The following is a 23270-nucleotide window of genomic DNA, read 5'->3' as shown; positions in this document are numbered from 1 at the left end:
ACGCGGCGAGGGCCGCCCCGGGTGTCCGGGGCGGCCCTCGCCGAAGCCTCGGCGGTGCGCTCAGAGGAAGTACAGGCCCAGCGCGATCGCGGCCACGACCAGGACCGCGGCGACCGCTGCCAGGACCCAGGGCCAGCGCCGGCGCGAGCGGTGCTCCGACACGTCGCCGACGACGACGGTCACGTTGTCGGGGCCGCCGCCCTCCAGGGCCAGGCGCACCAGCTCGTCGGCGGCCGCCTGCGGGTCGGCGAAGTCGCGCAGCACGTTCTCGATCACGGCGTCGTCGACGACGTCGCTCAGCCCGTCGGAGCACAGCATGTACCGGTCGCCGATCTGCGCGGGCCGGGTCTCGAAGTGCGCCGGCGCGGGGTTCGCCTGGAGCACGCGGGTGACGACGGACTTGTAGGGGTGGTCCTGCGCCTCGGCCGGGGTGATCGCGCCCTCGTCGACCAGGTGCTGCACGTACGAGTCGTCGACGGTGACCTGCACGAAGTCCTCGCCGCGGAGCTGGTAGGCGCGCGAGTCGCCGATGTGGACGATGTCGACCGCGTCGTCGCCGAGCCACAGGCCCGTGAGCGTGGTGGCCATGCCCTCGGACTCGGGGTTCTCGGCCACCGCGGCCCGGATGCGGTCGCGGGCGGCCTCGACGACCTCGCCCAGCTCCGCGTGGGCGTCGGCGGGGGAGCGGCGCGCGAGCCGGGTCACCTCGGCGATCGTCACCCCGCTGGCGACCTCCCCGGCGGCCGCGCCGCCGACGCCGTCGGCGACCGCGAGCAGCCGCCGCGACGCGAGGTGGGAGTCCTCGTTCAGATCGCGGACTTTGCCCACGTCGGTGGCGGCGCCGTAGCGCCAGCGCAGTTCGGTCACAGGCGATCACCACTGATTCGGCACTGAGTTTCGGCTGTCTGTTCAAAGCTTGGCCGTTCGAGGGACATGGGCGCAAGTGTAGTGGTCCCGCACTCACAGCACGCGACCGTTGAACCCCGGTATCCTCACCGCGGCGACCCGAAGTTGTATCCCCCGTTCGTGCCAGCCTGCCATTTGCCCACTGAGCTGCGGTGACGTCCCGATTACAGTGGATTCAGCCCGCTTCGCCACCCACCCCCGGGAGCTGCCATGAAGACGGTTCTGGCCGACCGCTACGTCCTGGAGCACGAGATCGCGCGCGGCGCGGTCGGCGTCGTCTGGCGGGCGTTCGACCGGATCACCGGCGACTGGGTGGCCGTCAAGATCCTCCGCGAGGAGCTGCGCGGCGAGGCGGAGATCTTCGAGTCCTTCCGCGCCGAGGCCGAGATCCTGCGCACGATCGACCACCCGGGTGTGGTCGGCGTCAAGGACTTCATCGTCACCGAGACGGTGTGCGCGGTGGTCCTGGAGTTCATCGAGGGCCTCGACCTGCGCGAGCACCTGCGCGTCCACGGGCCGCTCTCCGCGCACGAGGCCGCGCTGCGGTGCGCGAGCGCCGCCGAGACCCTCGCGGCGATCCACCGCTCCGGCTACCGCCACTCGGACGTCAAGCCCGGCAACCTCATGCTGCACGGCGCCGAGGGCGTCAAGTTCGTCGACTTCGGCATCGCCCGCGCCGCCGCCTCCCGCACCGCGCCCTCGCACGGCACCCCCGAGTACATCGCCCCCGAGGTCGCCTCCGGGGACTCCGCGAGCACCGGCGTCGACAACTACGCGCTCGGGCTCGTCCTCTACGAGGCGCTCACGGCCCACAGCGCCTACCGGGGCGGGTCCATCACGGACGTCGTCGAGCGCCACCTCACGCGCATCCCGGTCCGCCCGGCCGCGGTCGACCCCGAGCTGTGGCAGGTCGTGGAGTCGCTCCTGTCGCTCGACCCGCGCGCCCGCGGCGACCTCGACGCCGTCGCCGCCGAGCTGCGCCGCCTCGCCCCGCGCCTCTCGCGCCAGGCGACCGCGCCGATCGAACCCGAACTGCGCGAACGGGAAGCCGCCCGCTCCTTCGACTACGCGCCCGTCACGCCCCACCTCCCGGAGATGACGCAGCCGGCGTCCCTCGGCGCGATGCTCGCCGCGGAGCCCGAGCCCGCCGAGGCGCCGCGCCGCGGCCGCTTCCTCGTCGCCGCGCTCGTCCTGATCGCGCTCGCGGCCGCGGCGGTCTGGGGCGTCGCGGCCATGACGGGCCGGGACGTCCCGAATGCGGAGGAAGGCGACGATCCGTCCGCCGAGGTCGTCTCGTCCCCCGAGGGCGAGTCCTCAGGGGACCCAACGGAACCGGCCCCGAGCGAGTCGGGCACGCCCGGCGCGGAGTCCGCGAGTCCTCAAGGGCCGGAGTCGGAGAGCCCCGACGCCGGGGAGGAATCTACTGATATGTCCGGATCAGAGGGTGAATCCGGAGACTCCAATGAGGGCGGTTCCGACGACGACTCGCCCGGATCGGACCTCATCGGTTCGCCCATGCCGACAAGTGAAATCGGCGGCGACAGTCGATAATGATCCATGAGCGCCGAGTGACGCCGCTTCACCCGAAGCGATGAGGGCGATGGGGATCACACGTTTGGAATTCTCCGATCAAGCGTTGCAATACCGTATCGGTCGCCGCCGGAACCACAAGGCTCGCAGTGCTTTCCGTGGTCACGCAGCATGAACCATCGGTCGGGGTCTATCGACACATTGGAGCTGTCCACTTGTCAGGGCGGCATCCACATGGCATCCTGTCGGGCATGGCAGGAAAAGAACTCAACGCAACCTCGGCAGCATTGCTGGGCTTGCTGCACGAAGGACCGATGACCGGCGGACAACTCATGGCGGAGGCGACCCGTCGCCTCGGTCCGTACTGGACCATGACGCGCTCGCAGGTCTACCGTGAACTCCCGGCCCTCGCCGAGGCGGGCCTCGTCCGCGTCGGCAAGCCCGGGCCCCGCGCCTCGGTGCCGTACACGATCAGCGCCAACGGCAAGCGGGCGTTCACCCGCTGGCTCAACGAGCCGGCCCGCATCGGCCAGCTGCGCGACCCCGTCGCGCTGCGCACGGCCTTCCTCGACTACCTCTCCAAGGACACCGCCGACGAGATGTTCGCCGACGCGGTCGAGCAGCACCAGGAGGCCTTGGCAGAGGCCCGTGCCGCCGCGAAGGACTACGCGGACGAGGACCCGAACGCGGCGATCGCGATGGAGTTCGCGATCGGCTACCACCGCTCGGCCCTCAGCTGGCTGAAGAAGCGGTAGAGCGCACCAGCCCGGCGGCGGAGCCGGGCCGCACGAGATCAAGCACGGAGCGGGACGCGGCCCCAGGCGGGGTCCGCGTCCCGTTTCGTATGAGCCCGAATACAGGCGTACCCTGATCAGTTGTGACCAGTGTCGATGTTTCAGCCGATCTCCGCGAACTCAAGGCGACCCTCGCCAGCGTCGAGGCCGTCCTCGACCTCCCTGCGCTCAGGCGCGAACTGGCCGAGCTCGAGGCCGCGGCCGCCGACCCCGGGCTGTGGGACGACCCCGATCACGCCCAAAAGCTCACCTCCCGCCTCTCCTACGTCCAGGCCGAGCTGAAGAAGCTCGCCTCGCTCCACGGGCGCATGGACGACGTCGAGGTCCTGTTCGAGCTGGCCGACGCCGAGGACGACCCGAGCGCGGCCGCCGAGGCCGGCGCCGAGCTCGCGTCCATCCGCAAGGCCGTCGACGAGCTCGAGGTCCGCACCCTCCTGTCCGGCGAGTACGACGAGCGCGACTGCGTCGTGACCGTGCGCTCCGGCGCCGGCGGCGCGGACGCCTGCGACTTCGCCGAGCAGCTCATGCGCATGTACCTGCGCTGGTCGGAGCCGCACGGCTTCGGCACCGAGGTGTACGACGTCTCCTACGCCGAGGAGGCCGGCATCCGCTCGGCGACCTTCGCCGTCAAGGGCCCCTACGCCTACGGGCACCTCTCGGTCGAGCAGGGCACGCACCGCGTCGTCCGCATCTCGAAATACGACAACCAGGGCCGCCGCCAGACCGGGTTCGCCGCGGTCGAGGTCGTCCCGGCCCTGGAGCAGACCGACGAGATCGAGGACATCCCCGAGGACGAGATCCGCGTGGACGTCTACCGCTCCTCCGGCCCCGGCGGCCAGGGCGTGAACACCACCGACTCGGCGGTGCGCCTGACCCACCTCCCGACCGGGATCGTCGTCTCCTGCCAGAACGAGCGCTCGCAGCTCCAGAACAAGGCCACCGCGATGGCCGTCCTCAAGGCCAAGCTCCTCCAGCGCACCCGCGACGAGGAGCGGGCGAAGGTCGACGAGCTGCGCGGCTCGGCCACCGCCTCGTGGGGCGACCAGATGCGCTCCTACGTCGAGCACCCGTACCAGATGGTCAAGGACCTGCGCACCGGCTTCGAGACCGCCGACGTCAAGGGCGTCTACGACGGCAACATCGACGGCTTCCTGGAGGCGGGCATCCGCTGGCGCAAGAGCGGCGAGAAGGCCGGCGCCTAGCCCCGGATCGCAGGTCCCGCATCCTATGGGATCTGCGATCCGCTGTGGACCGCTCGTGGCCGCCCGGTGACCCTTCGCGGTACCCGGATGGGCCTGCTGACCACATGTGCTTCCTCCGTTCGGATGAAATCGCGTCGTTACCCCCGAACGGTCGTGACATATGGTGATGAAACGCCGGAATATGCCACGCTTGTACTGGAGCCGCTCGTCCGGCTCCGGGAATCGGCGGATAGACTCCGGCTCGTGATTCAGCTTGAGGGTGTAACCAAGCACTACCCCCGGTCGAACCGCCCGTCGGTGGAGGACATGAACGTCTTCATCGACAAGGGCGAGTTCGTGTTCTTCATCGGTCCGACCGGTGCGGGGAAGTCCACGATCATCAAGCTCCTGCTGCGGGAAGAGGTCCCGGACAAGGGCAAGATCACCGTCGGGGACACCGACGTGACCCGTCTGCGCCGCTGGAAGACCCCCGCGTACCGGCGCAGCATCGGGTGCGTGTTCCAGGACTTCCGGCTGCTCCCGAACCGCACCGCCGCCGAGAACGTGGCGTTCGCGCTCGAGGTCATCGGCAAGCCGAAGTCCGTCGCCCGCCGCGTCGTGCCCGAGGTGCTCGAGCTCGTCGGCCTCGGCGGCAAGGAGCACCGCTACCCGCACGAGCTCTCCGGCGGCGAGCAGCAGCGCGTGGCCGTGGCCCGCGCCTTCGTCAACCGGCCCCTGCTCCTGCTGGCCGACGAGCCCACCGGAAACCTGGACCCCGACACCTCGATCGAGATCATGCGGCTTCTCGACCGGATCAGCCGGACCGGCACCACCATCCTCATGGTCACCCACGACTCCAACATCGTGAACCAGATGCGCCGCCGCGTCATCGAGATCGAGAACGGCCAGATCGTCCGCGACCAGGCTCGCGGCGTCTACGGCTGAGCGAAAGGCAGAACCAGAGCACATGCGCGCGAAGTACGTGATGTCCGAGGTCTTCCTCGGACTGTGGCGCAACATCTCCATGACCGTCGCCATGATCATCACCATGGCCGTCTCGCTGACGATGCTCGGCGCGGGCCTGCTGCTGTACAACCAGGTCGACGTGATCGAGGAGTACTACCAGACCAACCTCGAGGTCGTCGTCTACCTCGACCGGGACATCGACGAGGCCACCACCGAGCAGATCCGCCAGGAGCTCGAGGACAGCGGCTACGCCGCCCAGGTCGTGTACGAGTCCAAGGCCGACGCGTACGAGCGGTTCAAGGACACCTTCGCCGAGTCCGAGGACCTCGTGGCCTCCGTCGACGAAGAGGTCCTCCCCGCGGCGTTCCGCATCAAGATGAACGACATCAACGAGGCGCCGGAGCTCCAGGCCGCGTTCGCCGAGCGCGAGGGCGTCTACCAGATCACCAACCAGCGCGACATCCTCCAGCAGGTCTTCGACATCCTCGGCGGCGCCCAGCGCCTGACCCTGATCGTCGCGCTCGTCCAGGGCATCGCCGCCCTCATGCTCGTCGCCAACACGATCCAGGTCGCCGCGTACTCGCGGCGCCGCGAGGTCGCGATCATGAAGCTCGTCGGCGCCCCGAACTGGTTCGTCCAGGCCCCCTTCGTCCTCGAGGCCGTCTTCGCCGGCGTCATCGGCGCGATCTTCGCGTTCGCGACGCTCATCGCCGCGAAGTTCCTCGTCATCGACGGCCAGTTCAAGGACCTCTTCAGCCTGATGCCGCCGATCAGCATGCAGTCGATCCTGCTGCTCCTGCCGATCCTCACCGGCATCTCGGCCGTGATCTCCGCGATCACCGCCTGGATCACCCTGCGGTTCAACATCAAGGTCTAGCCCTCACCTGATCGGGGCGGGAGTCCCGATTGTCCTGAACATCCGTCGCAGATGGACTAGATTCAGGCGCTATGAGGCGCATCGGATGGCTGCTCGCGGCCCTGCTCCTGGCAGGGACCGCGAGCAGTCCCGCGTTCGGGGTCTCGCAGTCCGAGCTCGACGAGGTGGAGCGCGACAAGGCCCGCATGGCCGCCGAGCTGGAGGACGCCTCCGCGGAGGTCCGCGCCGCCGGCGACGTCCTCGCCGAGACCGAGGCCCGCCTGCCCGGCGCCCAGCACGACGTGGACGTGGCCCTCGGCCGCGTGGCCGCCGCCGAGACCGAGGCCGCGCAGGCCGCCCGCGAGGCCGACGCCGCCCGCGCGGCCCTCGATGCCGCCGTCGCCGAGTACGAGGCCGCCGCCGCGCTCGTCGAGGAGGCCCGCGAGGCCCGCGCCTCCCTGTTCAACGCCACCGCCCGCGGCGCCGAACTGCTCACCGTCGACGCGATCCTCGCCTCCGACGAACCCGCCGAGGCGATCGACGGCCTGACCTACCTCGAGTTCCTCATGGACGGCAAGGACCAGGCCGTCGAGGAGGTGACCCTCGCCCGCCGCGAGGCCGCCAACGCCGAGAACACCGCCGCCGTCGCCGAGGCCGAGGCCGAGGCGGCGGAGGCCGCCGCCGCGCAGGCGCTCGCCGACGCCCAGGCCAGGGCCGCCGAGGCCGAGGCCGCGCAGCTGGCGGTGCAGCAGCTCCAGGCCGACCAGGAGGCCGCGCTCGCGGTCGCCGAGGCCTCCCGCGACGAGGCCCAGGCCGACTACGACGCGCTCGAGGCCGAGTCCGAGCGGCTCGCCGACGCGCTCCGCCGCGAGGACGACAACGACGACGGCGGCGGCGACTCCGGGGGCGGCTCGTCCTCCGGCGGTGGCGGCGGCGGGTGGGTCGTGCCGGTCGACGGCTGGAAGTCCTCCGACTTCGGCTGGCGGATGCACCCGATCTTCGGGTACGCGCGGCTGCACGGCGGCACCGACTTCGCGGCGAGCTCGGGCACCACGATCCACGCCGTCGACTCGGGGAAGGTCGTCTACGCGGGCTGGAGCTCCGGGTACGGGAAGCTCACCTGCATCTCGCACGGCGGCGGCGTCACCTCCTGCTACGCGCACCAGTCGAGCATCTGGGTCGACTACGGCGAGCGCGTCGACCGCGACGAGGGCATCGGCGCGGTCGGCACCACCGGCGACAGCACCGGCCCGCACCTCCACTTCGAGGTCCGCGTCCACGGCGAGCGGGTCAATCCAGTCGGATACCTGCCGTCCTGCCTGTGCCGATAAGGCCGCCGCGGCGTCCGAAGCAGTACATCCGCGGCCGCGGCGCACGCTTGCGTAGACGTACATGCGCGGCCACGGCGCACGCTTGCGTAGACGTACATGCGCGGCCACGGCGCACGCTTGCGAAGCCGTAAATGCGCAGCCGCGGCGCACGCTTGCGAAGCCGTAAATGCGCTTGGCCATACGTTTGTTCGATCGTTAAGCTTGCTGGGTGTCCAAGAAGAAGCAGGAGAAGGTCAAGCACTCGGGTCCCGAGCGCTCGGTGGTGACGACCAACCGGAAGGCCCGCCACGACTACGAGATCCTGGACACCTACGAGGCCGGCATGGTCCTGTCCGGGACCGAGGTCAAGGCGCTGCGCCAGGGCCGGGGGAACATCGTCGACGCGTACGCCGAGATCCACAACGGCGAGGCCCGCGTCCACAACTTCCACATCCCCGAGTACGACTACGGGACGTGGACGAACCACCCGCCGCGGCGCATCCGCAAGCTCCTGCTCCACCGCGCGGAGATCGACAAGCTCGCGCCGAAGCTCGACGAGGCCGGCCTCACGCTGGTCCCGCTGTCGGTGTACTTCCTCAACGGGTACGCCAAGATGGAGCTCGGGCTCGGGCGCGGCCGCAAGAACTACGACAAGCGGCAGGCCATCGCCAAGCGCGAGGCCGACCGCGAGATCGAGCGCGCCGCCGGTCTGGCCGCCAAGCGCGGCCGCCGGTAGCGGCCGGGAATATCGGTTCGACCCCGCACGTTGAAGCGGGGTAGAATTCCACAGCACAACTCAACAGGGTGATGAACACTCACTCGACGTTGCTTCTGGCGCGATCCAGGGGCTGATCGGTTTCGACTCCGTACGTTGACGTGAGGGAAGCGGGTCGAGGAAGCCAACGCCGTCTCGTAAACCGATGTTGGAAACCAATAAGTGCCAACGCAAAGCAACGCACTGACTTCGCCCTCGCTGCCTAAGCGAGCGTGAAGTTTGCCGCTCCAGGGGCGCATCCGCCCTGGACCAGCGGCATCATCTGAGGATGCTGTGGCCGACGTCTTGATCGCTGGGACGTCGTCCGAGACTTTCGGCGATTAGAGCCCGTCTCACCGACTCGTCCGCGTGATCGGTGGGGCTCGATAAAAGGCACAGCGGACTGCACCCGGAGAAGCCTCACGAAGGCCGCGGAGGACCAGGGTTCGATTCCCTGCAGCTCCACAAGTGACAGGCCGGGACGCGCACGCGTCCCGGCCTTCGTCGTGCCCGGGCACGGGCGTTCCCGCCGCCCTCGGAGCGATATGTCCGTAAGATCACACTATGCACACGTTGTTGGTGGTCCTGCACGTGCTGGCGGTGGTGATCTGCGTCGGCCCGGCCATGCTGCTGCCCTGGCTGGGCGAGCGCGCCCTGCGCGAGCGCGACGGCGACCGCGTGCACCGCGCCGGCCGCCGCACGATGCTCTTCAACGCGCTGACCCTGGCCGCGGCCCTGTTCGGGGCGCTCGCCACGGTCACCTCCGACCGCTACTCGTTCGCCGACGCCTGGCTCGTCATCGCCGCGACGCTGTACGCCGTCGCGGTCGTCAACGGCGCGGCCGTCGTCCCGGGCGTGCTCGCGCGCGCCGGCAAGGAGCTCCAGGACGGCCACGGCGTCATGGACGGGGAGCTGCTCGAGCAGCACCGCGGCCGCCTCCTCGCGCTGGCCGGGCTCAACCTCGTGTTCTACACCGCGGTCGTGGTCCTCATGGCCTGGCGGCCGGGGGCGTAGGCCGGCTAGTTCAGGGACGGGTCGGCCGGGTAGTGCGCCACGGCCGAGAGCATGCCGCCCTGGCGCTTCCACACCATCGACCACAGGTCCTCGGGGCTGGCCGAGAACGGGTCGGCGGGGAGGGCGTCGAAGACCATCCAGGCACCCGCGTCGATCTCCGACTCCAGCTGGCCGGGGGCCCACCCGGCGTACCCGGTGAAGACGCGCATGCCCTCCAGCAGCGGCGCGACCTCGTCGGGGTCCCGGGACAGGTCGAGCGTGCCGAGGCGGCCGAGGACGGGCCGGAACGCGTCCGAGAAGGGCGCGTCGGCCTTGCGCCAGCCGAGCCCGATCGCGGCGTCGGGCTGCACCGGGCCGCCCTCGAACAGGACGGCGGGGTGGCCGGCGAGCACCGCCCACTGGTCGAGGTAGTGGGCGACCTTCCGCTCGGTGGCGCGATTGAGGACCACGCCGAGGACGCCGTCGGACTCGTGCCCGACGCCGATGACGACGGTGCGGTCGAAGTTGGGGTCCTGGAGTGTAGGAGTGGCGACGAGGAGACTGCCGACGAACGACTTCGTCCGAGCCGGCGAGGTTTCGCGACTGACCATGGGGCCACCTCCGTTCTGCGCCCGCCTCCGCGTGAGAATGCTGTGGGGGCCTGGGTGCGGCCCGGTTTTCTCCCGCACGGTATCCCGCGGGAGCGCGCTTGCAGCAAGGTTCTCGCACTTTCCGGAGAAATACACCGTGGTGTCGGGAGCCCGACAGTTGTTTCCTCACGGAGGGTGTTCGAGGCGGGACGATCCGCTGGCTCCGATGGGGCGGGAGGGGACGCGAAAGGCCCCAGGTTCCCCTGGGGCCCAAGTGAAGCGAGCGTCCGGTGCTACCGGAGTCCGGCGAAGAGGTCGTCCTCGGGCAGGCGCGTCTCGATGCGGGAGGCGACGAGCTCGTAGTCTTCGGTGGGCCACGCCTTCTCCTGGATCGCGCGCGGCACCGCGAACCAGAACCCGTCCGGGTCGACCTGGGTCGCGTGCGCCTTCAGGGCGGCGTCGCGGATCTCGAAGTACTCGGCGCACTCGACGCGGGTGGTCACCCGCTCGCCCTTGTCGCGGGTCCAGTCGCCGGCGTCCATCCACTCCTTGTACGGGGAGTCGAGGCCCGCGTCGACCATCGCGTAGTGCAGGGCCTCGATGCGCGCCTTGCCGAACGAGTGGCTGTAGTAGAGCTTGAGCGGCTGCCACGGCTCGCCGCGGTCCCGGTACCGCTCGGGGTCGCCGGCGGCCTCGAAGGCCGCGACGGAGATCTCGTGGGTCTTCACGTGGTCGGGGTGCGGGTAGCCGCCCTCCTCGTCGTACGTGGTGACCACGTGCGGCTTGAACGAGCGCATGACCTCCACGAGCGGCGCGGCGGCCTCCTCGGTGGGCACCAGGTAGAAGGCGTCCTCGGGGAGCTCGATCCCGGACTCGGGGAGCCAGCCGTCGGGCAGCCCGGAGTCGGTGAAGCCGAGCCAGTGCTGCCGCACGCCGAGGATCTCGCGGGCGCGGTCCATCTCCTCGGTGCGGATGCGCGGCAGGTTCGCCTGGACCTCGGGCCGGTCCATCTTGGGGTTGAGGACGTCGCCGCGCTCGCCGCCGGTGCACGTGACGACCAGGACCTCGATGCCTTCGCGCACATACCGCGCCATCGTCCCGGCGCCCTTGCTCGACTCGTCGTCGGGGTGGGCGTGCACGCACATCAGACGCAGTGTGCTTCGATTCGTCACAGCAGTCGACCTCGCTGGCTGGGAGACAGGGATCCTCATCGCTCGGACCGACTCGCGCACCGCGGTAGTTGTCGGCTCCGGCATTCTGTGCAACGATACTCGATAATCATTGCTTCCCGGTTCCTCCCGGAATCCGGACTCCCCGGCGGCGAAGCCGCTGATCGCGAAGGAAAAGCGCGCCGATGACTGAGACGCAGACCACGGATGGACGTGTGCCGGAAACGGTGCAGGTGTCCTTCCCCGAAGGTCGCTACGGTCGCCGCCGCGAACCCTCACGGCGCCGCCCCGGCGTCACCGCGGCCTTCACGGCCGCCGTCGTCGCGGCCGGCATGGCCGCCGCGTGGCTCCTCACCGAGTCCTACGGCCAGGACGAGCTCTCCGAGCGCCTGCTCGCCTTCGACGACTCCGTCCCCGGCCAGGTCGAGATCACGTTCGAGGTGTACAAGCCGGCCGGCGAGGGCGCCGTGTGCGCCGTCCGGTCCCGCGACCTCGCCGGAGCCGAGATCGGCTACGCCGAGGTCGAGATCCCGGCGGACGACTCCACGCACGTGGAGACGACCTACGTCCTCCCCGTGGAGGGCGACGTCAACACCGGTGAAGTACTGAGGTGCTGGCAGGCGGACTGAACGCAGACTCTCGGCCCGTCGCACCGCATTCCGGTCGGCGGGCCTTTCGCTATCCGGGGCAATGCGCCGCTCGCGGCGGACTCCACATCACGGATCGCATCAATCGGAGGAATGAGAACACATGGCTACCGACCAGGGCACTTGGCTGACCCAGGAGGCGTACGACCGCCTCAAGCACGAGCTCGACGAGCTCATCGCGAACCGGCCCCTCATCGCCGCGGAGATCAACGCCCGCCGCGAGGAGGGCGACCTGCGCGAGAACGGCGGCTACCACGCCGCCCGCGACGAGCAGGGCAAGCAGGAGGGCCGCATCCGCCAGCTCGAGGACCTGCTGCGGAACGCGAAGGTGGGCGAGGCGAAGGAGAGCGACGAGATCCAGATCGGCACCGTCGTGACCATCGCCTTCGACGGCGACCCCGACGACACCGAGAAGTTCCTCCTGGGCTCCCGCGAGATCGCCGCCACCACCGACCTCACGGTGTACAGCCCCGACTCGGCGCTGGGCGCCGCGATCCTCGGGCACAAGATCGGCGACACCGTCGTCTACAAGACCCCCAAGGACATCGAGATCTCCGTGAAGATCATCGAAGCCGAGAAGTTCCTCGGATAGGCAGCACGGAAGGGGGCCCTCCGCGGAGGGCCCCCTTCGTCGTGCCCGCTAGGCGCGCTGCGTCCAGCCGACGTCGATCCGCTTGCCGTACTTGTCGAAGTAGTGGAGGGCGTCCATGTGGACGGCCACGGTGATCGGCTGCCCGGCCGACACCGGGATGTGCGGGGGGAGCCGGAACACCAGGTCCGCGGGCTTGCGGATCGGCCCCGAGTCGGCCTCGCGGCGCTCGGCGGGCGTCTGCCCGAACCCGGAGAACAGGCCGCCGAGGCGCCGGCGCGGCTTCGAGCCGCTGCGCGCCAGGTCCGGCTTGTCGCCGATGCCGTCGGGGACGACCGCGGTCGCGCCGATGTCGAGGAACACGAGCGTCTCGTGGCCGTGGTGCTCGTAGAAGCGCACCCGGCCCTGGATCGACTGGCCCGGGTGGCCCTCCGCGACCGGCGCGAGCGCCTCGGCGCGCATCCCGACCACGATGTTCTCCCCGTGGTAGCGGGCGACGGCCCGGCCGCGCAGGTCGTGCCAGGGCAGGCGCAGCTCCTGGTCGCCGAAGTCGAGCGCCACGTACCGGTCGAGGAACACGTTCACGCGCGCCTCGAGGAGGTTCATCCGCGGCGTCCCCAGGAACGCGGCGACGTACATCGTCGCGGGCCGCTCGTACACCTCGTCGGGGGTGCCGACGTCCTGGAGGACGCCCTTGCGCATGACCGCGACCCGGTCGGCCATCGTCAGGGCCTCGGTCTGGTCGTGCGTGACGTACAGGGTCGTCGCGTCGTGGCGGCGCACCAGCGAGGAGATCTCGGTGCGCAGCTCCGCGCGCAGGCCCACGTCCAGGTTCGACAGCGGCTCGTCCATGAGGAACAGCTTCGGGCGCCGCACCAGGGCCCGGCCCATCGCGACGCGCTGCTGCTGGCCGCCCGAGAGCTGGCTGGGCTTGCGGTCGATGAGGTCGGAGATGCCGAGCGCCCCGGCCATGTCGCCCACGGCGTCGGGCACCGACTGGGCTCCGTTGTGCTTGCCGAGCTTGAGGGGGAACCCGATGTTGTCGCCGACGGACATGTGCGGGTAGAGCGCGAACGTCTGGAAGATCATGGCGGCGTTGCGGTCGCGAGGGGGCAGGTCGTTCGCGTACTCGCCGTCGAGGAGGATCTCGCCGTCGGAGGGCGTCTCGAGGCCGGCGACCATGCGGAGCACGGTGGACTTGCCGCAGCCGGAGGGGCCCAGCAGGACGAGGAACTCGCCGTGGTTGACCTCCATGCTGAGCGAGTCCACGGCCAGGGTGTCGCCGGGGAACACCTTCGAGACGTTCTTCAGCGTGACAGCAGTCACCGTTGACTCCAGGGGTTCAAGGGGATGGACGGGTGTGGTCGGGCGGCGGCGCTGGGCGGGGCGGTGCCGGGCAGATGACTCGCGAGCTTCGCCTTGGTTACGGAATGACTGTTCGTAGCTTAAGCCTTCCGGTCCCATTGGGTAACGGGGGTCACCCTCTGTCGCAGGAGGTGAACAGCGGTTCACCCTAGGTTCCACCTGCGGTTTCGAAGACCGGGCGGTTGCCGCCCAAGGGGGTTCGGAGTCGACATTTCGGTCCGCGGCAATCGCTTCCGGGGCGCTTCGGCGACCCTCCGGGACCGCCCGGCAGCGGTGTGCGGCCGCCCTCCGCGCCGCGGGCACTACGATCGAGGCGTGACGGAGCTCGTGACCCTTTCCGACGTCCGCAACGCCGCGGACGCGCTCGCCGGCATCGTCCGGCGCACCCCGCTCGAACCCTCCCGCGACCCCGTCCTCGACGGCGTCCACCTCAAGTGCGAGAACCTTCAGCGGGCCGGGTCCTTCAAGATCCGCGGCGCCTACATGCGCGTCTCCGGCCTCGGCGAGGACGAGCGCCGCCACGGCGTCGTCGCCGCCTCCGCCGGCAACCACGCCCAGGGCGTCGCCCTCGCCGCCTCCACCCTCGGCATCCGCTCCACCGTCTTCATGCCCGAGTCCGCGCCCCTCCCCAAGGTCGCCGCCACCAAGGGCTACGGCGCCGACGTCATCCTCGGCGGCCTCACCGTCGACGACGCCCTCGAGTCCGCCCACCGCTTCGCCGACGAGACCGGCGCGACCCTCATCCACCCCTTCGACCACCGCGACATCGTCGCCGGCCAGGGCACCATCGCCCTCGAGATCCTCGAGCAGCTCCCCGAGACCGCCACCATCGTCACCTCCGTCGGCGGCGGCGGCCTCATCGCCGGCATCGCCGCCGCGGCCAAGCAGCTCAAGCCCGGCATCCGCGTCATCGGCGTCCAGGCCGAAGGCGCCGCCTCCTACCCCCACTCCCTCGCCGCCGGCAAGCCCGTCAAGCTCGACAAGATGCACACCATCGCCGACGGCATCGCCGTCGGCCGCCCCGGCGACGTCCCCTTCGCCCACGTCGCCGCCCTCGTCGACGAGGTCGTCACCGTGACCGAGGAGGACATCAGCCGCGCGCTCCTGTCCCTCCTCGAACGCAACAAGCTCGTCGTCGAGCCCGCCGGCGCCACCGCCTACGCCGCCCTCCTCAACTACTCCGTCGCCTACGAGGAGCCCGCCGTCGCCGTCCTCTCCGGCGGCAACATCGACCCCCTCCTCCTGATGCGCCTCATCGAACACGGCCTCGGCGCCTCCGGCCGCTTCATGCGCGCCAGCCTGCGCTGCGCCGACCGCCCCGGCGCCCTCGCCTCCGTCCTGCGCCTCGTCGGCCGCTACGGCGGCAACATCGTCGACGTCTACCACCAGCGCTCCGACCCGCGCCTCTCCGTCGGCGAGGTCTCCGTCGACCTCTCGATCGAGACCCGCGGTTCCGAACACGCGACCGAAATCGTTGCGGCCCTGCGCGACGCGGGGTACTTCGTGTCGGTGGAGGGTCCTAGCATCTGAGGCATGACCAAAACACTTGACGAACTCATGGAACCGGGCTGGGCCAAGGCCCTCGCCCCCGTCGCCGACGACGTCACCAAGATGGGGGAGTTCCTCCGGCGGGAAGTCGCCGAGGGCCGCAAGTACCTCCCCGCGGCCGAGCACATCCTCCGCGCCTTCCAGCAGCCCTTCGACGAGGTCAAGGTCATCATCGTCGGCCAGGACCCCTACCCCACCCCCGGGCACGCCATCGGCCTGTCCTTCGCCGTCGCCCCCGACGTGCGCCCCCTCCCCAAGAGCCTCGTCAACATCTTCAACGAGTACCGCGACGACCTCGGCCACCCCCTCCCCGCCAACGGCGACCTCACCCCCTGGGCCCAGCAGGGCGTCCTCCTGCTCAACCGCTCCCTCTCCGTCGCCCCCGGCACCCCCGCCTCCCACCGCGGCAAGGGCTGGGAGCCCGTCACCGAGCAGGCCATCCGGGCCCTCGCCGAACGCGGCGGCCCCGCCGTCGCCGTCCTCTGGGGCGCCGACGCCCGCAAGCTCAAGGACCTCCTCGGCCCGATCCCCGCGATCGAGTCCGCCCACCCCTCCCCGCTCAGCGCCCGCCGCGGCTTCTTCGGCTCCAAGCCCTTCAGCCGCGTCAACGAGCTCCTCCTCCAGCAGGGCGGTGAGCCGGTCGACTGGCGCCTCCCGGCCCTGAACGAGGCCTGAGCGCCCGGGATACGGTTGGACCGTGGGAATCGAGATCCTGGCACAAGAGTTCGGGCCGGAACGCGACCAGGCGATGGCCGGGCCGCTCGGGCTGTTCGTGACCGTCTTCCTCGTCGTCGTGACGATCTTCCTCATCCGCGGGATGAACAAGCACGTCAGGCGGCTCAACGAGCGCGTCGCCCGCGAAGCCGCCGCCGAAGCCGCCGCGGCCGCGCCGACCGACGACGACAAGCCCCGCGCCTAGGCCCGACCGTGCCCCGAAAGAACCGCCGCCGGGACGAACCCCGGCGGCCGACCTCCGGCGCCCAGGAGCCGTCCCTCGTCGACGGCCCCGGCGGCCCCGTCCGCGTCCGCCGCATCACCGGCGCCGCCGCCGAGAAGGTCTACCGGTGCCCCGGCTGCGACCTCGAGATCCAGCCGGGCACACCGCATGTCGTCGCCTGGGCCGACGACGGCGACGGCGACGACCGCCGCCACTGGCACACCGGCTGCTGGAACGCCCGCGACCGGCGCCGACCCGGCCGCTGGCGCTGAGCCCTCCGACACAGCGGGTGGCCCCGCACCACCGCCACCGGGGATAATTCCGGCGTGGCTGTCATCAGATCCGCGAGTATGCTCCCCGCCAGACGCGAGGCGCTCACGCTCCACACCGCCGACGGGCTCGAACTCGTCGGCGAGCTCGCCCTGCCCGCCGACCGCGAACCAGAGGCGACCCTCATCTGCGTCCACCCGCTGCCCACCCACGGCGGCATGATGGACTCGCACATCTTCCGCAAGGCCGCCTGGCGCCTCCCCGCGCTGGCGAACCTGGCCGTGCTGCGCTTCAACACGCGCGGCACCGAGTCCCAGCAGGGACGCAGCCAGGGCGCCTTCGACAACGGGGTGGGCGAGCGCTTCGACCTCGCCGCCGCGGTCGAGCACGCCGAGTTCGCGGAGCTGCCGCGGGTGTGGCTCGTCGGCTGGTCCTTCGGCACCGACCTCACCCTCAAGTACGGCCTGGAGCCGGGCGTCGAGGGCGCGGTGCTCCTCTCCCCGCCGCTCCGCTACTCCAAAGAGGACGACCTGGAGCGCTGGGCCGAGGACGGCCGCCCGCTCCTGGCGCTCATCCCCGAGCAGGACGACTACCTCCAGTACCCCGAGGCGAAGCAGCGCTTCGCCGCGGTCCCGCAGGCCGAGGTCGTGGAGATCGCCGGCGGCGGGCACCTGTGGGTCGGCAAGGCCGAGGAGGCCCTCGACCGCATCGTCGCCCGCATCGCCCCCGAGCACGCCCCGCTCCCGACCACGTGGGACGGTCCGATGGAGCGCGGCGACACCTCCGCCTACGCGAACAAGACCGTCGCCGCCTTCGGCGGCTTCCTGCCGAAGCCCGAACGCGAGTAGCGGAACGCCCTGGGCCCGAGCGGGGACTCCTCGCTCAGACCTGAAGCCGCCTTCAGGCGGCTTCAGGTCCCCTTCAGGAACCGCCCTGCACCATTGCCTCCACGCCCGGCGAACCGCCGGCGACGCGAAGGAGGCCACTATGAACATCCCCGAGCTCCACCGGAATCAACAGCGGCCCGCAAGCCGCATCCTGCGGAGGGTGACTCGCGACCGGGTGGCGGCGCTCCATGCCCGCCCAGGGCTTCTGGCGCTTCACCACCGGGCCCGCTCGGCTCAGGCGCAGTCGAGGAACTCGACGATGCTCGGCGGCATCGCGGAGTCGGTGCAGCCGGTGACGGCCACGAGGTCGTCGCCCTCGATGCGCCACACGCGGCGCTCGGTCGAGCCCTCGCCGTCGCCGCCGGAGCCGCCCGGGTAGTCCACGGTGGCCGCCACGTAGCCGCCGTCGTCGTCACACCAGCTCTCGACGACCTCGCCGTCGTCCAGCTGCTCGCTGATCCGCCCGCCGAGCACGGCCGGGTCGGTGCACACGGTGCCGGTGCTCTCGGGGTTGGTCGCCGCGTAGGTCGCGAGCGCGGCGCCGCCGAGGAGCGCTCCCGTCAGGGCCACGCCGGCAGTTGCGGTGGCGATCGACCGCAGGCGCGGGCGCAGGCCGACGCGCTCGCGGCCGGGCCGGAAGGGCGCCAGCTCGGTCGAGACCGCCACGGTCACGGGGCGCAGTCCGCGGCGGGGGAGGAGCCCGGCGGCCACCGCGTCGGGGCGCAGGCCGGGGGCGAGCGGTCCGCCGAGGGGGATGCGGGTGAGGTGCTCGCGGAAGACGTCGGCGGTGGGGCGGCGCCGGGGGTCGGCGCTGAGGGCGGCGCCGATGAGGTCGGTGAGGTCGGAGTCGACGCCGGGCACGTGCGGCACGGGGGCGGCGCGCAGCAGCGGGTCGGCGGCGTCCTCACGGGCGTGGCGCACCCACGGCAGCCGCCCGCCGAGGGCGGCGTAGAGCACGGTCGCGAGGGCGTACACGTCGCCGGCGGGGCTGGCGGCGACCTCGCCCGCGACGGCGGCGTCGAGGTGCTCGGGGGCGGTGTAGGGGGAGGGGGGGAGGGGGGCCGCCAGGACGGGGGCGGTGACGTCGTAGGCGGTGAGCTGGAGGTGGTGCCCGGAGCCGACGAGGATGTGCGAGGGCTGGATGGCGCCGTGGATGAGGCCGCCGCGGTGGTAGACGGCGACGGCGTCGCTCAAGGCCACGCCGAGGGCGCGCACCTGCCCGGGCGGCATGGGCCCCTGCTCGGCGAGGAGGTCGGCGAGGGTGCGCCTGGCGGTGCCCACCGCCAGGTACGGGCGTCCGTTCTCGGTCAGGCCGACCGCGGCGCAGGGGGACAGATGGGGGTGGGCGGCGAGGCCGGTGAGCTTCGCGGCCCATTCGAGGAAGACTTCGCGCCGGGAGCCGTCGACGCGCTCGTGCGCGACGGTGACGCACAGGAGGTCGGTGGGGTCAGCCGCGACGGTGCCGCTGAAGACGCTGCACACCGCGTCCCGGTGCAGTAAACGGTGGACGGCTGCGGGTCCGACGGTCGTCGTGCTCGACATCCTCACCTCCTCAGGGGGTCAGCTGATCGGTGTCGTGATTTGGCACTAAATGTGAGGCTATCCCATCCGATCGGTCGAGCGGTAGTCGGCCGTAGGGATGTGGCACGATCAGGTGACGAAGCAGGTACTCAGGGTCATATTCTTAGGGCCTGCCGGAGTCCGATGTGCCCCGTGAGGAGTGTGTGTCGGGATTCGGTGAACCGGAAAAGCAACGATTCGGACACGAGACGCAGCCGCTGTTGACGGTTGTGGAAAAACGTTGAACTATCGAATCCGTCTTGACCCCAGGGCGACGTCGGTCATGCCCCGGCACCGCCCGGTACGAAGGAGTACTAATGAACGTCAATCGACGTCAACTGATGACCGGCACCATCGGCGCGGCCGCTGTCGCCATGGTCGCCTCCGCCTGCGCGTCCGAGGACGGCGGCGGCGAGGGCGGCGGCGGCAAGGTCGGCATCGCGATGCCGACGAAGACCTCCGAGCGGTGGATCCTCGACGGCGACAACCTGAAGACCTCGTTCGAGGACGCCGGCTACGAGGTCAGCCTCCAGTACGCGAACGACGTGGCCGCCGACCAGGTGAGCCAGATCGAGACCATGGTCGGGCAGAACGTCGACGTGCTCGTCATCGCCGCGATCGACAACAAGTCGCTCAGCGGTGTGCTCGCCCAGGCGAAGAGCCAGGACATCACGGTCATCGCCTACGACCGCCTCATCCTGGACACGCCGGACGTCGACTACTACGCGAGCTTCGACAACACCAAGGTCGGCACCCTCCAGGGGACCTACCTCGTCGAGGCGCTCGACCTCGCCAACCAGGCCGGCCCGTTCAACATCGAGCTCTTCGCCGGCGCGTTGACCGATAACAACACCAAGTACTTCTTCGACGGCGCCTGGGCCGTGCTCGAGCCGTTCGTGACCGAGGGCAAGCTCGTCGTCAAGTCGGGCCAGACCACGCTCGAGCAGATCGCGACCGAGAACTGGGACGGCGCCGTCGCGCAGGAGCGCATGGACAACATCCTGTCGAACTTCTACAACGACGGCTCGGTCGTGGACGCGGTGCTCGCGCCCTACGACGGCATCAGCCGCGGCATCATCGCCTCGCTCCAGGGCAACGGCTACACCACCATGCCGTTCATCACCGGTCAGGACGCCGAGGTCGAGTCCGTCAAGTACATCATCGAGGGCCTCCAGTCGATGACCGTGTACAAGGACACCCGCGAGCTCGCGGCCACCACGGTCGACATGGTCGTGGCGGTCCTCGACGGCAAGGACCCCGAGATCAACGACGACACCACCTACGACAACGGCAACAAGGTCGTCCCGGCCTACCTGCTCGAGCCGGTGAGCGTCGACGTGAACAACTACCAGGAAGTCGTCGTCGACTCCGGCTACATCGCCGAAGAAGACCTCGCGTAGGTTCCGCTGGACCTCTTCCTCGGGGACGCCCATGCCCGCCACGGGCGTCCCCGAACCTCTCTCCCCAGAGCTGTCCATTCATTCCAAATAGGACGAAGCAATGACTGAAGAAATCCTCCGAATGCGGGGGATCACCAAGCGGTTCCCGGGCGTGCTCGCGCTCTCCGGGGTCGACTTGGGGGTCAAGCGGGCGACGATCCACGCGCTCGTCGGCGAGAACGGCGCCGGCAAGTCGACGCTCATGAAGGTCCTGTCGGGCGTCTACGCCTACGGCGACTTCGAAGGCGAGATCGAGTTCGACGGCGAGCCCGCCCAGTTCAAGAACATCCGCGACTCCGAGGCCGCGGGCGTCGTCATCATCCACCAGGAGCTGGCCCTCGTCGGCGAGCTCTCGATCGCGGAGAACATCTTCCTCGGCAACGAGCGCAAGCGCCGCGGCGTCATCTCCTGGGACCGGACGAACACCGAGGCCGCCCGCCTCATGCGCCAGGTCGGCCTGCACGACAACCCGGCCACCCTGGTCGAGAAGATCGGCGTCGGCAAGCAGCAGCTGGTCGAGATCGCCAAGGCGCTGTCGAAGAACGTCAAGCTCCTGATCCTCGACGAGCCGACCGCCGCGCTCAACGACACCGACTCCGAGAACCTCCTCGAGCTGCTCCGCACGCTCCGGGACGAGGGCGTCACCAGCATCATCATCTCCCACAAGCTGGGCGAGGTGCTGGCGGTTGCCGACCGGATCACCGTGCTCCGCGACGGCCAGTCGATCGAGACGCTCGACACCGAAGCCGACGCCGTCACCGAGGACCGGCTCATCAAGTCCATGGTCGGCCGCGACCTCGAGCACCTGTACCCGCCGCACGAGCCCCAGATCGGCGAGGTCTTCTTCGAGGTCAAGGACTGGACGGTCCACCACCCGGAGCAGCGCGACCGCGTCATCGTCAACGGCGCGTCCCTGAACGTCGCCCGCGGCGAGATCGTCGGCCTCGCGGGCCTCATGGGCGCCGGCCGCACCGAGTTCGCCATGAGCCTGTTCGGGCGGAGCTGGGGTGCGAACATCTCCGGCACGGCCCTCATGGACGGCAAGCCGCTGCGCCTGCGCAACGTCCCCGAGGCCATCGAAGCCGGCCTCGCGTACGCGACCGAGGACCGCAAGCACTACGGCCTGCACCTCGAGTACGACCTGCGCGAGAACTTCACCCTGCCCGGGCTGGACAAGCTCTCCAAGCGCGGCGTCGTCGACCAGGACCGCATCAACACCGTCTCCGAGCGCCTGCGCAAGGAGTTCGGCGTCAAGGCCCCGTCGGTCTACCAGCTCGCCGGGAACCTCTCCGGCGGCAACCAGCAGAAGATCGTGCTCGGCAAGTGGGTCTTCACCGAACCCGAGCTGCTCATCCTCGACGAGCCGACCCGAGGCATCGACGTCGGCGCCAAGTACGAGATCTACGAGCTGATCCAGAAGCTGGTCGACCAGGGCAAGGGGGTCCTCATGATCTCCTCCGAGCTGCCCGAGCTGCTCGGCATGTGCGACCGCATCTACGCGATGAGCGCCGGGCACATCACCGGCCAGGTCGACCGCGAGAACGCCACACAGGAAGAACTGATGCGACTCATGACGCTTGAGACCGCATCCGGGGGAGAAGAACTACGCCAATGAGCACCGTCCAGACCACGCCTCGGCCGAGCCTCGTCTCGGCCCTGAAGAACATCAACCTGCGCTCCTACGGCATGATCATCGCCCTGGTGCTGATCATGCTGCTGTTCCAGGTCCTCAACGTGACGCTCCAGAACGAGAACTTCATCACGCCGTTGAACCTGACGAACGTGATCCTGCAGAACTCGTACATCCTGATCCTCGCGGTCGGGATGATGCTGGTGATCGTCAACGGCCACATCGACCTGTCGGTCGGCTCGGTCCTGGCGTTCTGCGGCGCCATGTCGGCGATCGCGCTCTCGCACTGGGACTGGCCCTGGTACGTCGCGGTGCTGTTCGCCATCGCCCTCGGCGCCCTCATCGGCGTCTGGCAGGCGTTCTGGATCGCGTACGTGCGCATTCCGGCGTTCATCGTCACGCTCGCCGGCATGCTCATCTTCCGCGGCCTGACGCTCAAGGTCCTCGACGCCGAGACCATCGGCACCACCGGCACCTTCAACGAGCTCGCCTCCGGCTACGCCTTCCTCAACGTCGACCTGCGCCTGCCGACGCTCGTCGTCGGCGTCCTCGGCGCGGCCCTGTACGTGTTCCTCCAGGTGCGCAGCCGCCGCCGCCAGATCAAGGCCGGCATCGCCGGGCGCTCGCAGCTCGCGTGGGCCTCCCAGCTCGTCGCCGTGGCCGCGGTGATCGTCGCCGCCGCGTACGTCTTCTACTCCTACAAGGGCCTGCCGATCATCGGCTGGATCCTGCTGGGCCTGGTCCTGCTGTACACGTTCATCGCGAACCGGACCGTCTTCGGCCGCCACGTCTACGCGGGCGGCGGGAACGAGAAGGCCGCGCTGCTCTCGGGCGTGAAGACCAAGAAGACCACGTTCTGGGTGTTCGTGAACATGGGCGCGCTGTCCGGCCTGGCCGGCGTCATCGTCACCGCCCGCCTGCACGCGGCCACCCCGGGCGCGGGCAACGCGTTCGAGCTCGACGCCATCGCCGCGTCGTTCATCGGCGGCGCCTCCGTCACCGGCGGCGTGGGCACCATCATCGGCGCCGTCATCGGCGGTCTCGTGATGGGCGTCCTGCGCCAGGGGATGCAGGTCCTCGGCATCGCGACCGACACCGTGCAGATCATCCTCGGCCTGGTCGTCCTCGCCGCGGTCCTGTTCGACGTGTGGAACAAGAAGCGCGCGACCGGCGGCGGCCTCATGCCGCCGATCGTCGGCACCACCCCGGGCGGCTCCGGGGAGGCCAAGAGCAAGGGCAAGCAGACCGAGGAATCCTCCGAGGAGACCAAGGCCGGCGCCAAGTAGCGCGCCGGACGGCGAACCCCGCTTCCTGACGGAGGGCCCGCAGCGCGAGCGCTGCGGGCCCTC

At 70.2% G+C, this 23270-nt stretch carries 23 protein-coding genes and 1 other RNA gene; 19 read left to right on the top strand and 5 right to left on the bottom strand.

Translation table 11 applies throughout. The annotated features are described in order from the left end of the window. Positions 1 to 60: 60 nt before the first annotated feature. Positions 61 to 867: a PP2C family protein-serine/threonine phosphatase gene (locus EIW28_RS19060; protein WP_125249296.1), complete on the bottom strand. Its 807-nt coding sequence runs from the start codon at positions 865 to 867 to the stop codon at positions 61 to 63. Positions 868 to 1116: 249 nt separating this feature from the next. Here EIW28_RS19060 and EIW28_RS19055 point away from each other — a divergent pair, with 249 nt between their 5' ends. From EIW28_RS19055 to EIW28_RS19015, 9 genes are all read left to right on the top strand, one after another. Further along, the gene (locus EIW28_RS19055) at positions 1117 to 2457 is read left to right on the top strand and encodes a protein kinase domain-containing protein (protein WP_125249295.1); all 1341 of its coding nucleotides are present in this window, start codon (positions 1117 to 1119) and stop codon (positions 2455 to 2457) included. A gap of 230 nt (positions 2458 to 2687) precedes the next feature. Continuing rightward, a complete protein-coding gene (locus EIW28_RS19050; RefSeq protein WP_125249294.1) occupies positions 2688 to 3191 on the top strand; it encodes a PadR family transcriptional regulator in 504 nt (167 codons plus the stop codon). A 122-nt stretch (positions 3192 to 3313) separates the two neighbouring features. Next, positions 3314 to 4432, top strand: coding sequence for a peptide chain release factor 2 (prfB, locus tag EIW28_RS19045; RefSeq protein ID WP_125249293.1), 1119 nt, complete (start codon positions 3314 to 3316; stop codon positions 4430 to 4432). A gap of 243 nt (positions 4433 to 4675) precedes the next feature. After that, positions 4676 to 5356 (top strand): cell division ATP-binding protein FtsE, encoded by a 681-nt coding sequence (ftsE, locus tag EIW28_RS19040; RefSeq protein ID WP_125249292.1) that lies wholly within the window; start codon positions 4676 to 4678, stop codon positions 5354 to 5356. Positions 5357 to 5378: 22 nt separating this feature from the next. Then, positions 5379 to 6254, top strand: coding sequence for a permease-like cell division protein FtsX (gene ftsX, locus EIW28_RS19035; RefSeq protein ID WP_125249291.1), 876 nt, complete (start codon positions 5379 to 5381; stop codon positions 6252 to 6254). 71 nt (positions 6255 to 6325) lie between these two features. Beyond that, complete coding sequence (locus EIW28_RS19030; RefSeq protein ID WP_125249290.1) at positions 6326 to 7564, top strand: M23 family metallopeptidase; 1239 nt, start codon at positions 6326 to 6328, stop codon at positions 7562 to 7564. A gap of 208 nt (positions 7565 to 7772) precedes the next feature. Continuing rightward, entirely contained in the window at positions 7773 to 8279 is a 507-nt protein-coding gene (gene smpB / locus EIW28_RS19025) for an SsrA-binding protein SmpB (protein WP_125249289.1), read from the top strand. Positions 8280 to 8387: 108 nt separating this feature from the next. Further along, positions 8388 to 8765: a transfer-messenger RNA gene (ssrA, locus tag EIW28_RS19020) on the top strand. Between the two features lie 96 nt (positions 8766 to 8861). Next, a complete protein-coding gene (locus EIW28_RS19015; RefSeq protein ID WP_125249288.1) occupies positions 8862 to 9311 on the top strand; it encodes a DUF2269 family protein in 450 nt (149 codons plus the stop codon). Between the two features lie 5 nt (positions 9312 to 9316). Here EIW28_RS19015 and EIW28_RS19010 read toward each other — a convergent pair whose 3' ends face one another. Both EIW28_RS19010 and mca read right to left on the bottom strand, forming a co-directional pair. Continuing rightward, positions 9317 to 9901 (bottom strand): YqgE/AlgH family protein, encoded by a 585-nt coding sequence (locus tag EIW28_RS19010; protein WP_125249287.1) that lies wholly within the window; start codon positions 9899 to 9901, stop codon positions 9317 to 9319. 272 nt (positions 9902 to 10173) lie between these two features. Then, positions 10174 to 11025: a mycothiol conjugate amidase Mca gene (gene mca, locus EIW28_RS19005; protein ID WP_125249286.1), complete on the bottom strand. Its 852-nt coding sequence runs from the start codon at positions 11023 to 11025 to the stop codon at positions 10174 to 10176. Positions 11026 to 11234: 209 nt separating this feature from the next. On the opposite strand from mca, the gene EIW28_RS19000 reads away from it, so the two are divergent. Together EIW28_RS19000 and greA are read left to right on the top strand one after the other, a co-directional pair. Continuing rightward, the gene (locus EIW28_RS19000; RefSeq protein ID WP_125249285.1) at positions 11235 to 11678 is read left to right on the top strand and encodes a DUF4307 domain-containing protein; all 444 of its coding nucleotides are present in this window, start codon (positions 11235 to 11237) and stop codon (positions 11676 to 11678) included. A 121-nt stretch (positions 11679 to 11799) separates the two neighbouring features. Continuing rightward, positions 11800 to 12288, top strand: a complete 489-nt coding sequence (gene greA, locus EIW28_RS18995; protein WP_125249284.1) for a transcription elongation factor GreA — start codon at positions 11800 to 11802, stop codon at positions 12286 to 12288. A gap of 48 nt (positions 12289 to 12336) precedes the next feature. On the opposite strand, the gene EIW28_RS18990 is transcribed toward greA, so the two are convergent. Continuing rightward, positions 12337 to 13611: an ABC transporter ATP-binding protein gene (locus EIW28_RS18990; RefSeq protein ID WP_125249283.1), complete on the bottom strand. Its 1275-nt coding sequence runs from the start codon at positions 13609 to 13611 to the stop codon at positions 12337 to 12339. A gap of 354 nt (positions 13612 to 13965) precedes the next feature. Here EIW28_RS18990 and ilvA point away from each other — a divergent pair, with 354 nt between their 5' ends. The 5 genes from ilvA to EIW28_RS18965 all read left to right on the top strand — a co-directional run bounded on the left by ilvA (position 13966) and on the right by EIW28_RS18965 (position 17253). Next, positions 13966 to 15180: a threonine ammonia-lyase gene (gene ilvA, locus EIW28_RS18985; protein WP_125249282.1), complete on the top strand. Its 1215-nt coding sequence runs from the start codon at positions 13966 to 13968 to the stop codon at positions 15178 to 15180. Positions 15181 to 15183: 3 nt separating this feature from the next. Further along, entirely contained in the window at positions 15184 to 15873 is a 690-nt protein-coding gene (locus EIW28_RS18980) for a uracil-DNA glycosylase (protein WP_125249281.1), read from the top strand. A gap of 22 nt (positions 15874 to 15895) precedes the next feature. Further along, a complete protein-coding gene (locus EIW28_RS18975; protein ID WP_125249280.1) occupies positions 15896 to 16117 on the top strand; it encodes a hypothetical protein in 222 nt (73 codons plus the stop codon). Between the two features lie 8 nt (positions 16118 to 16125). Continuing rightward, on the top strand, positions 16126 to 16407 hold the full coding sequence (locus tag EIW28_RS18970) for a hypothetical protein (protein ID WP_125249279.1): 282 nt from the start codon (positions 16126 to 16128) through the stop codon (positions 16405 to 16407). Positions 16408 to 16485: 78 nt separating this feature from the next. Further along, the gene (locus EIW28_RS18965) at positions 16486 to 17253 is read left to right on the top strand and encodes an alpha/beta hydrolase (protein ID WP_125249501.1); all 768 of its coding nucleotides are present in this window, start codon (positions 16486 to 16488) and stop codon (positions 17251 to 17253) included. A gap of 273 nt (positions 17254 to 17526) precedes the next feature. On the opposite strand, the gene EIW28_RS18960 is transcribed toward EIW28_RS18965, so the two are convergent. Continuing rightward, positions 17527 to 18834 carry a protein kinase domain-containing protein gene (locus EIW28_RS18960; RefSeq protein ID WP_125249278.1) on the bottom strand — a complete coding sequence of 436 codons (1308 nt, stop codon included), beginning with the start codon at positions 18832 to 18834 and terminating at the stop codon, positions 17527 to 17529. A gap of 335 nt (positions 18835 to 19169) precedes the next feature. Here EIW28_RS18960 and chvE point away from each other — a divergent pair, with 335 nt between their 5' ends. The 3 genes from chvE to mmsB all read left to right on the top strand — a co-directional run bounded on the left by chvE (position 19170) and on the right by mmsB (position 23207). Continuing rightward, complete coding sequence (gene chvE, locus EIW28_RS18955; protein ID WP_125249277.1) at positions 19170 to 20252, top strand: multiple monosaccharide ABC transporter substrate-binding protein; 1083 nt, start codon at positions 19170 to 19172, stop codon at positions 20250 to 20252. A 100-nt stretch (positions 20253 to 20352) separates the two neighbouring features. Beyond that, complete coding sequence (mmsA, locus tag EIW28_RS18950) at positions 20353 to 21906, top strand: multiple monosaccharide ABC transporter ATP-binding protein (protein ID WP_125249276.1); 1554 nt, start codon at positions 20353 to 20355, stop codon at positions 21904 to 21906. Next, on the top strand, positions 21903 to 23207 hold the full coding sequence (mmsB, locus tag EIW28_RS18945; RefSeq protein WP_125249275.1) for a multiple monosaccharide ABC transporter permease: 1305 nt from the start codon (positions 21903 to 21905) through the stop codon (positions 23205 to 23207). The genes mmsA and mmsB overlap by 4 nt, the downstream gene beginning before the upstream one ends. The last annotated feature ends 63 nt before the right edge of the window (positions 23208 to 23270 follow it).

Source organism: Glycomyces terrestris, assembly GCF_003933745.1.
Taxonomy (GTDB): Bacteria; Actinomycetota; Actinomycetes; order Mycobacteriales; family Micromonosporaceae; genus Glycomyces; species Glycomyces terrestris.
Note: the sequence above shows the minus strand (reverse complement) of the source record. Positions and strands in the feature narration are given on the sequence as shown.

Coding starts and splice junctions, on each gene's coding strand:
- EIW28_RS19010 (WP_125249287.1), bottom strand. CDS start 9,901: ATGGTCAGTCGCGAAACCTCGCCGGCTCGGACGAAGTCGTTCGTCGGC.
- EIW28_RS19030 (WP_125249290.1), top strand. CDS start 6,326: ATGAGGCGCATCGGATGGCTGCTCGCGGCCCTGCTCCTGGCAGGGACC.
- EIW28_RS18960 (WP_125249278.1), bottom strand. CDS start 18,834: ATGTCGAGCACGACGACCGTCGGACCCGCAGCCGTCCACCGTTTACTG.
- ftsX (WP_125249291.1), top strand. CDS start 5,379: ATGCGCGCGAAGTACGTGATGTCCGAGGTCTTCCTCGGACTGTGGCGC.
- EIW28_RS19000 (WP_125249285.1), top strand. CDS start 11,235: ATGACTGAGACGCAGACCACGGATGGACGTGTGCCGGAAACGGTGCAG.
- mmsB (WP_125249275.1), top strand. CDS start 21,903: ATGAGCACCGTCCAGACCACGCCTCGGCCGAGCCTCGTCTCGGCCCTG.
- EIW28_RS18965 (WP_125249501.1), top strand. CDS start 16,486: ATGCTCCCCGCCAGACGCGAGGCGCTCACGCTCCACACCGCCGACGGG.
- mmsA (WP_125249276.1), top strand. CDS start 20,353: ATGACTGAAGAAATCCTCCGAATGCGGGGGATCACCAAGCGGTTCCCG.
- mca (WP_125249286.1), bottom strand. CDS start 11,025: ATGTGCGTGCACGCCCACCCCGACGACGAGTCGAGCAAGGGCGCCGGG.
- chvE (WP_125249277.1), top strand. CDS start 19,170: ATGAACGTCAATCGACGTCAACTGATGACCGGCACCATCGGCGCGGCC.
- EIW28_RS18980 (WP_125249281.1), top strand. CDS start 15,184: ATGACCAAAACACTTGACGAACTCATGGAACCGGGCTGGGCCAAGGCC.
- greA (WP_125249284.1), top strand. CDS start 11,800: ATGGCTACCGACCAGGGCACTTGGCTGACCCAGGAGGCGTACGACCGC.
- EIW28_RS19015 (WP_125249288.1), top strand. CDS start 8,862: ATGCACACGTTGTTGGTGGTCCTGCACGTGCTGGCGGTGGTGATCTGC.
- EIW28_RS19050 (WP_125249294.1), top strand. CDS start 2,688: ATGGCAGGAAAAGAACTCAACGCAACCTCGGCAGCATTGCTGGGCTTG.
- EIW28_RS19055 (WP_125249295.1), top strand. CDS start 1,117: ATGAAGACGGTTCTGGCCGACCGCTACGTCCTGGAGCACGAGATCGCG.